The sequence below is a fragment of the Ornithinibacillus gellani genome (assembly GCF_003730295.1).
GTDB lineage: Bacteria > Bacillota > Bacilli > Bacillales > Amphibacillaceae > Ornithinibacillus_A > Ornithinibacillus_A gellani.
This window is the reverse complement of sequence record NZ_QTSZ01000032.1, coordinates 1-6639: the sequence shown is the minus strand read 5'-3', so window position 1 is coordinate 6639 and position 6639 is coordinate 1. Positions and strand designations below refer to the sequence as shown.

General features: G+C 34.4%; 6 protein-coding genes. 3 read left to right on the top strand and 3 right to left on the bottom strand.

The features are described from left to right. The first annotated feature begins 131 nt into the window (after window positions 1-131). Genes DX933_RS10260 through DX933_RS10250 form a run of 3 tightly spaced genes read left to right on the top strand, consistent with a single transcriptional unit; the run spans window position 132 to window position 3500 of the window. On the top strand, window positions 132-1217 hold the full coding sequence (locus tag DX933_RS10260; RefSeq protein WP_095234887.1) for a tyrosine-type recombinase/integrase: 1086 nt from the start codon (window positions 132-134) through the stop codon (window positions 1215-1217). 2 nt (window positions 1218-1219) lie between these two features. After that, complete coding sequence (locus tag DX933_RS10255) at window positions 1220-3133, top strand: tyrosine-type recombinase/integrase (protein ID WP_031590465.1); 1914 nt, start codon at window positions 1220-1222, stop codon at window positions 3131-3133. 1 nt (window position 3134) lies between these two features. Next, the gene (locus DX933_RS10250) at window positions 3135-3500 is read left to right on the top strand and encodes a DUF6262 family protein (protein WP_000619629.1); all 366 of its coding nucleotides are present in this window, start codon (window positions 3135-3137) and stop codon (window positions 3498-3500) included. Between the two features lie 156 nt (window positions 3501-3656). Here the strand turns inward: DX933_RS10250 and DX933_RS10245 are convergent, their stop codons facing one another. From DX933_RS10245 to DX933_RS18470, 3 genes are all read right to left on the bottom strand, one after another. Further along, window positions 3657-4199 (bottom strand): NAD(P)H-dependent oxidoreductase, encoded by a 543-nt coding sequence (locus tag DX933_RS10245; RefSeq protein WP_031590464.1) that lies wholly within the window; start codon window positions 4197-4199, stop codon window positions 3657-3659. 177 nt (window positions 4200-4376) lie between these two features. Beyond that, window positions 4377-5804, bottom strand: coding sequence for a chloramphenicol/florfenicol efflux MFS transporter FexA (gene fexA / locus DX933_RS10240; protein ID WP_123316349.1), 1428 nt, complete (start codon window positions 5802-5804; stop codon window positions 4377-4379). Between the two features lie 235 nt (window positions 5805-6039). After that, window positions 6040-6201 (bottom strand): hypothetical protein, encoded by a 162-nt coding sequence (locus tag DX933_RS18470; protein ID WP_159083127.1) that lies wholly within the window; start codon window positions 6199-6201, stop codon window positions 6040-6042. Window positions 6202-6639 lie beyond the last annotated feature (438 nt).

The window sequence follows — 6639 nt, the reverse complement described above, 5'->3', positions numbered from 1 at the left end:
TTAAACATAGTATCCTAAACTAGAGTACTCTAAGTACTCGAAGTTTAGGATTTTTTAATTACAGTGCTTTAACTATTAAATATATAAGGGTATTATTAATAGTAGTTAAAGTATTTAAAGGTGGTGGAAACATGAAGGTTCAGAAAGTAATTGTGGAGGAAAAATCATATCCGTTATACATACTCCTAGATAAAGAATTTGAAGTCATAGAACCGGTTAAGCGATTTATAAAGTACTTGGATAATACAGGCAAAGCTCCAAATACCATTAAAACATATTGTTATCATCTCAAGTTGTTTTATGAATTTATGAGCCAAAGTGGAATCGAATTAGGAGATTTACAATTTGAGGATTTGGCAAACTTTGTAGGATGGTTAAGAAATCCAGCAGGGCATTTAAAGGTAATAGATATACAACCAAAGAAGGCTAAAAGAGAGGAAACATCAGTTAATTCCATACTTAACGCCGTAACTAGTTTTTTAGAGTATTTAAATCGCACAGAAAATTTTAAAGCTATAGATATGTCTAAAGAAGCAAGAGGAAGAAACTTTAAGGGGTTTCTTCACCATATTACTAAAGGTAGATCCTATAAAAAAAATATTTTAAAGCTTAGGGTCAAAAAGAAACTTGTACAAGTATTAGAACATGGACAAGTTAAAGCAATAATTGAGGCATGTCATACCAAAAGAGATAAGTTACTTATTATGCTTATGTATGAAGGGGGACTTCGGATAGGAGAAGCATTATCCCTTCGTATTGAAGATATTTCAACATGGGATAACCAGATTAACATCAGGCCAAGAGATCACAATGAAAATGGAGCTTATATTAAACTTAAAAAAGAAAGAACTATTGATGTAAGTAAGGAATTAATGGCATTATATACCGATTACTTAGTACATGAATATGGGGAAGATTTAGATCATGATTATATATTTATTAATCTTAAAGATTCTTATTTTGGCCACCCTCTAAAATATCAAAGTGTATTAGACCTAATAAGAAGACTAGGAAAACGGACAGGGATTACTTTCAATGCTCATATATTACGTCATACGCATGCCACAGAGCTTATTAGAAGTGGATGGGATGCTGCATATGTACAAAAAAGATTAGGGCATGCCCATGTACAAACAACACTTGATACTTATGTTCATCTTTCTGATCAAGATATGAAGAATGAATATAAAAAGTATCTTCAAGGGAGAGAAACATGACAATGAAATTTCCAAGTGTAGCGACTAATCGAAAGCTTATCGCTAGTACAGAGATTAATAAAAAAATAGCTAATATGACAAGTGTTTTAAAAGGTTATTGGGCAGCAGATAGATGGGATATAAGAATTTGTCCACATCCTAGTGCAATTGAGTTAAGTAAGAATCCGTCACTAAGAAATCGTTGGGTAAATTTCGATAAGGTGGAAAATATCTGGTTGAAAACAGAATTAAAATATTTTTATTACCTTCACTTGAATAATGGAGCTTGGAATGCAAAATCCGTTTGGATTAGAAAGGGAACAGTGATAAGCCGGATGATGGGATTTTTAAATTTAAAATATCCTAATATTACATCGATAACCGAAGTGCCTATAAAAAAAGCTCTGACAGAATACCGGACCTACTTAACAGAACAAAAAGTAAAAACTACGACTACTAATTACAAACTTGATGTAAATCAGCAGAAAGTTACTGTACATGCTAATTCCTATTACGTTACTCATCTTAAACAGTTTATGGAATTCTATGAGGACTTCTATTTTGATGGGGAAGAATGGGAAAAAGATGTTTGGAATCGAAGAAAATTATCATTACCGGAAGATAAGGTAAACCCAACATCCTACGAATATACGATCAACTTTAAGGGTTTTGAGAATAATTATTTTAAAGAAATAGTTAAGCGATATTGTAAACTAATGTTAAACATAGCTAGCTTTTCTCACGTAGTAGATATAGCTTCAAAATTAAAAGAGTTTTTTAATTTCATGAACAAAAATTGTGAAGGTATACAAAGGATTCATCAATTAACTAGAAATGAAATTGAGCAATATTTAAATTATATTAATTTAAAAGGTTTAAAACCCAGTACTGTAACTGGACGAATATCTACTTTAGACGTTTTTTTTACTACAATTCAAAGGTATGACTGGAAGGATACACCTTCTAAGATCCTTATCTTTCAAGAAGATTACCCTAAAGTGCCGAAGGCACTACCACGTTATATTGATGAACATATACTTGAACAACTAAATGGGAAATTAGATAAATTGGAACCTTATATTGCTACAATGGTTATGGTACTTCAAGAATGCGGAATGCGTATCAGTGAACTTTGTACATTGAAAAAAGGGAGCGTCATAACCGATAAAGAAGGGGATTGCTTTTTAAAGTATTATCAGTGGAAAATGAAGAAAGAGCATATCATTCCTATTTCTAAAGAAATTGCTGCATTGATATTAGTTCAAGAGCAAAGGGTGGCTGATGAACTCGATGATGAATGTATATATGTGTTTCCCCGAAAAGATTGCTCACCATTGAAACAAGATACCTTTAGGGTTAAATTAAATGAACTAGCTTATGAAGAAAAGATAACGGACAGCAACGGAGAAATTTTTCGTTTTCATGCTCATGCCTTTCGGCATACAGTTGGCACAAGAATGATAAATAACGGAGTGCCACAACATATTGTCCAGAAGTTCTTGGGTCACGAATCACCGGAAATGACGGCAAGATATGCACATATTTTTGATGAAACCCTAAAGAAGGAATTTACGAAATTTAAGGAAACCTTTGTAACGAATAACGGTAGCATTCTGGATTTAAGTGAGGAAAATACTGAAGCTGACAATACAGATCTTCAATGGTTTAAAAAGAATATCAATGCACAGGCACTTCCTAATGGCTATTGTCGGTTACCAGTAATTGCAGGACCATGTCCTCATGCAAATGCATGTTTAGATTGTACGAATTTCTGTACAAGTAAACAATTTCTTAATGAACATGAAGAGCACTTAGACCGAACTAAAGAAATACTAAATAGGGCTAAACAAAACCAATGGCAGCGTCAGGTTGAAACCAATGAACGTGTTAAAAATAGATTAGAACAGATTATTCATTCGTTAAAGGAGACGAATTAAAATGATTAGAAAAGGTAACACAACTGCCATAGTTCAGCTAGCTAAAGACAAGTCGGAGAAAACAAGAATTAGGGTTGAAAAGACAATTTCAGAGATGGCATTGAAAGAAGAGAAGATTAATTTTAATTCCGTTGCACAAAAAGCAAATGTTTCAAAGTCATGGCTTTACAAACAAAAAGATATTAGAACTAGAGTGGAGACATTAAGAGGGATGCAGATAAGTGAGTTAACCCCCCGTAAACCTAGTAAAAGCCCTCGTTCAGAGGACGTATTAATAAAAACCTTAAAAAGCCGTATAAAGGCGTTAGAAGAAGAGAATGAACGGTTAAAGGATCAAGTTCAAAAATTACATGGCAAGCTGTTTTAGCAGATTTGTGTTTCTTGGAATTTATTGGGTACTTTGAATTGGCTACCTAAAATGAAATCGCTAAAACCTTCAATAACTTCAATAGCCCATTTCCCTAAATGTGTTAAGGGGAAATGGGCTTTCTTCTAGTATTGTTGGCATGATCGCAGAAGTGTTTTATGCTCTTAAATAATACTTTTTAATATATTGCAAATACTCATTAGCACTTTTCTGTATCTCTTCGCCCTTCATATCCGAATTAGCACCGTAAAGTACAAACTCTGGTACATATTCAGCGTGAATGTATGCACATAAAGATTTGAATGGTGTTAACATCTGGGTTAATGTATGCTTGTTTTTACCCATACTTGTAAATTTACCTTTTTTTACGCCAGCTGATATAGCTAATCCTAATTTTCGATTATAAAATATTCTTTTACCCTTTGATCCGTAAGCCCATCCATATATAATCACTTCATCGATCCATTTTTTTAATAATGAAGGAGAGCTATACCAATATAATGGAAATTGAAAAATAATATTATCATGATTTTCAACTAATTCCTGTTCTCTTTTTACATTTATAATAAAATCAGGATACTCTTTATAAAGATCATGAATGGTAATTTCTTTTGGATAGGACGCTGCTTTTTCTACCCAAACTTTATTGATTCGAGAATTTGGCATATCTGGGTGAGAAACGATCACCAATGTTTTCATTGTTTCATCCTTAGCATACTCAACTTTCGCACCAATAAAAAAGTGTACGAAAGTTGAGTTACTTAAAAGTATTCTATTCTAAGAAAGTCAAATTTGCGTGATTCCTAAGCTATTTATTTACAGCTTAAACTATAGAAGATGAACTAAACAATAACTAATCTTTACATAACTAAGTTATTACCCACGCTTTTTTAAACCTAATCCAGCTATTAAGGCAATGAGTATTGCCCCTGTAGCTGCAAGGAACGCATCTGAGTAGGACATAGCTTCCAATATATATAATGGATTTATCGGCTCAGTAGCATCACGTCGAGCGGATAATAATGCTCCAATCATACCTGCTCCAGTTCCTGCTCCAAGGTACAAAGCACCTTGGAAAATCCCCATTCCGACACCAACCTTGTCTGCTTCGAGTGCACTTACTGCGGCGTTATTTGCGGGAGAATTCGTGAATGCAAAAGCAATCCCTACTCCGAGGACCCCCACGGAAACTAACAAAGGTGAAGCACCAGATGCATAGGTGGACAAGAATAAGGTAGACAGCCCCATCAGAGTCATCCCTGTAATTATCAGACGTTTATCCCCAAATCGATCAGAAAGACGGCCAACGAAGGGAGATAAGATTGCAACAGCCACACCACCTGGCAACAATATCATTCCCGCCTGTCCAGAAGAGAGTCCATTCACCTCAACGACTAGCAATGGGACGAACACAAGAACAGCGAAATAAGCAAACATCGAAAAAAATGCAATTATGACCGTATTGACATAATCCTTGTTATTGAACAGGACAGGTGGTACAAATGGATTTTCTGCGGTAACAATTCTCCAAATAAACCCTACCAAAGCTACAACAGAACCAATTAGGCTAGTTAACGATGAGAACGAAGAAAAACCAGAAGTTTCCCCTTGAGTGATACCAAAAAGGAGTAATCCTACTGTGAGGCCGAGCAATAAACCACCAATGAAATCAAAGTTCTTATTGCTTCCTACGGATTCTGCCGGTTTAATTGTCGGTAACGCGTAGTAGGCACCAATAACAAGCATAATGGCTAACAAAAATGTGAACCAAAACAAGGCATTCCACCCTAAATATTGACCAACCACTCCACCAAATATTGGACCAGCAGCAGTTCCAACACCAATACTTCCTGCGATAATTCCCAAAGCTCCCCCACGTTTTCCTTGTGGGAAAACCTTCGAAATTGCAATGACTGATAGAACTGGAATTGCGGACATCCCAGCACCCTGAACCATTCTTCCCAAAACCAACAATGGAAGGTTCGTGGCAATTGCACATAAAAGACTACCACTTGCCAGAATCATAATGGCAAAGATATATAGCTTTCGTAACTCAAAAAAGTCTGAGATTCGACCATAAATCGGAACTCCAATCGCAAGAACAAGTGCAATACCACTAACTATCCAAATCACTTGAGATTTCGAAGCTTCTAAATCTTTGCTTATTAGTGGAAGTACGGGATTGACAAAATCAGCCGTAATTGCACCTACAAGTACAGATAGGGAGAGTACCATCATTAAGAGCCTAGTAGAACCCCTTTTTTCAGATTGAATCATTTCTTTAGATTTACTATCCTTTTTCATTTTATTTCCTCCTAAAATATATTGTGATTTTAGGAGGCTAAATCCACTGCTTTCACCATAAACCTCACCTCATAATCATTTATATTGTAAAACCCAATCAACTAACTCACCATATTTCTACAGCATGATTAAAGATTCGGTTCTCCAAACTAACTGAACTGATCAAACAAAAAAAGGCACCAGTTTAACAACCGGTGCCTAATCATTCGTATGCATTTTTACAAATGCAATAGATTCATAAATTTTTGCCCATTATATAAAAGGAGGCAAAAATTTTTCCGGTAGTGATTTCCATTTTTTGTTTTTGTAAAAAAGGACATACTGATCCCGTTGTACCTAAATCCCCTGAAACTTTTACATGCTTTCTAAACTCGACATTAATGAAATCAATTCCCATAAATTTTTGCCTCCTTTCTCATATTGTGATAATAACACAATAATAATTGATGAAAAAGAAATAATCAACCCTACTTTTTTGAAAACCAATTTAAAGCTTTACTACTTTTACTTACATAATAAAGGCAGGTGCAGTATAAACTTTTTTAAATATGTCTACTTTAACGAGCAGGTAGCGTCAGTTAAAGATGATAATTTAAGATCGAAATCATATTATAGATATTCCGAAATTGGGCGTGATTGTTGCAGGTCAAAAGCCTAATTCCTCGATAAAATAAAAAGGAGTTACTTTTTTTATTTGTGGTACATTCTTATGACCGTAATCAATTGTCATCTCATAATTACATTGTATTTTTTCTTTTGATTTAATGCGTTAAATATATGTCCTTAAAGTAAAAACATTGATGTTAATGGATTTTTAGTAATTTACTCTTGATAA

Excerpts from the sequence above, each read along its gene's own strand:
- DX933_RS10260 (WP_095234887.1), top strand. The coding sequence starts at position 132 with ATGAAGGTTCAGAAAGTAATTGTGGAGGAAAAATCATATCCGTTATAC.
- DX933_RS10255 (WP_031590465.1), top strand. The coding sequence starts at position 1,220 with ATGAAATTTCCAAGTGTAGCGACTAATCGAAAGCTTATCGCTAGTACA.
- DX933_RS10250 (WP_000619629.1), top strand. The coding sequence starts at position 3,135 with ATGATTAGAAAAGGTAACACAACTGCCATAGTTCAGCTAGCTAAAGAC.
- DX933_RS10245 (WP_031590464.1), bottom strand. The coding sequence starts at position 4,199 with ATGAAAACATTGGTGATCGTTTCTCACCCAGATATGCCAAATTCTCGA.
- fexA (WP_123316349.1), bottom strand. The coding sequence starts at position 5,804 with ATGAAAAAGGATAGTAAATCTAAAGAAATGATTCAATCTGAAAAAAGG.
- DX933_RS18470 (WP_159083127.1), bottom strand. The coding sequence starts at position 6,201 with ATGGGAATTGATTTCATTAATGTCGAGTTTAGAAAGCATGTAAAAGTT.